Consider the following 2,874-nt stretch of genomic DNA (forward strand, 5'->3'; position numbering starts at 1 on the left):
CGGAGGATGCCTAGGCACTAGGAGCCGAAGAAGGACGTGGCGAACGACGAAATGCCTCGGGGAGCCGTAAGCAGGCTTTGATCCGGGGATGTCCGAATGGGGGAACCCAGCTGTGGTAATGCGCAGTTACTCTAAAGTGAATACATAGCTTTAGTAGAGGCAGACCCAGGGAACTGAAACATCTAAGTACCTGGAGGAAAAGAAAACAAAAGTGATTCCGTCAGTAGCGGCGAGCGAAAGCGGAATAGCCCAAACCAAGGAGCTTGCTCCTTGGGGTTGTAGGACCTCGACATGGGGTTAGTTTGGTAGGCGAAGTGATCTGGAAAGGTCCGGCATAGAAGGTAAAAGCCCTGTAGCCCAAACTGAACGAATCCCCTAGAGGTATCCTGAGTACGGCGGGTCACGTGAAACCCCGTCGGAATCCGGCAGGACCATCTGCCAAGGCTAAATACTCCCTAGTGACCGATAGTGAAGCAGTACCGTGAGGGAAAGGTGAAAAGCACCGCGGAAGCGGAGTGAAAAAGAACCTGAAACCGTGTGCTTACAAAAAGTCAGAGCCCTCTATATGGGTGATGGCGTGCCTTTTGTAGAATGAACCGGCGAGTTACGTTCCCGTGCGAGGTTAAGTTGAAAAGACGGAGCCGCAGCGAAAGCGAGTCTGAATAGGGCGCTTTAGTACGTGGACGTAGACCCGAAACCGTGTGATCTACCCCTGTCCAGGGTGAAGGTGAGGTAACACTCACTGGAGGCCCGAACCCACGAATGTTGAAAAATTCGGGGATGAGGTGGGGGTAGCGGAGAAATTCCAATCGAACTCGGAGATAGCTGGTTCTCCCCGAAATAGCTTTAGGGCTAGCCTCGGATGTTGAGTTGTGGAGGTAAAGCACTGATTGGGTGCGGGGCCCGCCAAGGGTTACCAAGTCCAGTCAAACTCTGAATGCCACAAACTTAAATCCGGGAGTCAGACAGTGAGTGCTAAGATCCATTGTCAAAAGGGAAACAGCCCAGACCATCAGCTAAGGTCCCCAAGTGTGTGTTAAGTGGGAAAGGATGTGGAGTTGCACAGACAACCAGGATGTTGGCTTAGAAGCAGCCACCATTGAAAGAGTGCGTAATAGCTCACTGGTCGAGTGACTCTGCGCCGAAAATGTAACGGGGCTAAACACGCCACCGAAGCTATGGCTTGCACAATGTGCATGGGTAGGGGAGCGTTGTATGTACGTTGAATTCTGACCGTAAGGACAGGTGGAGCGCATACAAGTGAGAATGCCGGTATAAGTAACGAAAAGATCAGTGAGAATCTGATCCGCCGAAAACCTAAGGGTTCCTGAGGAAGGCTCGTCCGCTCAGGGTAAGTCGGGACCTAAGGCGAGGCCGAAAGGCGTAGTCGATGGACAACAGGTGGAAATTCCTGTACCACCGTAGCCGTTATGAGCAATGGAGTGACGCAGAAGGATAGTGACGCGAGCTGATGGATGCTCGTCCAAGCAGTGAGGCTGGTGTGTAGGCAAATCCGCACATCGTAAGGCTGGGCTGTGATGGGGAGGGAAATTTAAGTACCGAAGGTCATGAGTTCACACTGCCAAGAAAAGCTTCTAGCCAGGCGAAGGTGCCCGTACCGCAAACCGACACAGGTGGGTGAGAAGAGAATTCTAAGGCGCGCGGAAGAACTCTCGTTAAGGAACTCGGCAAAATGACCCCGTAACTTCGGGAGAAGGGGTGCCTCGGTAGGGTGAATAGCCCGAGGGGGCCGCAGTGAAAAGGCCCAAGCGACTGTTTAGCAAAAACACAGGTCTGTGCGAAGCCGCAAGGCGAAGTATACGGGCTGACGCCTGCCCGGTGCTGGAAGGTTAAGAGGAGTGGTTAGGGGCAACCCGAAGCTATGAATTGAAGCCCCAGTAAACGGCGGCCGTAACTATAACGGTCCTAAGGTAGCGAAATTCCTTGTCAGGTAAATTCTGACCCGCACGAATGGCGTAACGACTTGGGCGCTGTCTCAACGAGAGATCCGGTGAAATTTTAATACCTGTGAAGATGCAGGTTACCCGCGACAAGACGGAAAGACCCCATGGAGCTTTACTGCAGCTTGATATTGGACTTTGGTACGATCTGTACAGGATAGGTGGGAGCCTTAGAAGCCTGAGCGCCAGCTTGGGTGGAGGCATCGTTGGGATACCACCCTGATCGTATCGGAGTTCTAACCTAGTACCGTGATCCGGTATGGGGACAGTGTCAGGTGGGCAGTTTGACTGGGGCGGTCGCCTCCTAAAATGTAACGGAGGCGTTTAAAGGTTCCCTCAGAATGGTTGGAAATCATTCGCAGAGTGCAAAGGCATAAGGGAGCTTGACTGCGAGACCTACAAGTCGAGCAGGGACGAAAGTCGGACTTAGTGATCCGGTGGTACCGAATGGAAGGGCCATCGCTCAACGGATAAAAGCTACCCTGGGGATAACAGGCTTATCTCCCCCAAGAGTCCACATCGACGGGGAGGTTTGGCACCTCGATGTCGGCTCATCGCATCCTGGGGCTGAAGTAGGTCCCAAGGGTTGGGCTGTTCGCCCATTAAAGCGGTACGCGAGCTGGGTTCAGAACGTCGTGAGACAGTTCGGTCCCTATCTGTCGCGGGCGTAGGAAATTTGAGAGGAGCTGTCCTTAGTACGAGAGGACCGGGATGGACGTACCGCTGGTGTACCAGTTGTCTCGCCAGAGGCATAGCTGGGTAGCTATGTACGGAGGGGATAAGCGCTGAAAGCATCTAAGCGCGAAGCCCCCCTCAAGATGAGATTTCCCAGTATGTAAGACCCCTTGTAGACGACGAGGTTGATAGGTTCGAGGTGGAAGTGCGGCAACGTATGCAGCTGACGAATACTAAT

1 rRNA gene is annotated in these 2,874 nt (G+C 53.2%); it reads left to right on the forward strand.

Features of this window, described 5'->3' with window-relative positions:
• Positions 1-2,874 (forward strand): 23S ribosomal RNA (locus GC096_RS00010); the annotation flags it as partial.

It is taken from the genome of Paenibacillus plantarum (genome assembly GCF_013141695.1).
GTDB classification, from domain to species: Bacteria; Bacillota; Bacilli; order Paenibacillales; family NBRC-103111; genus Paenibacillus_E; species Paenibacillus_E plantarum.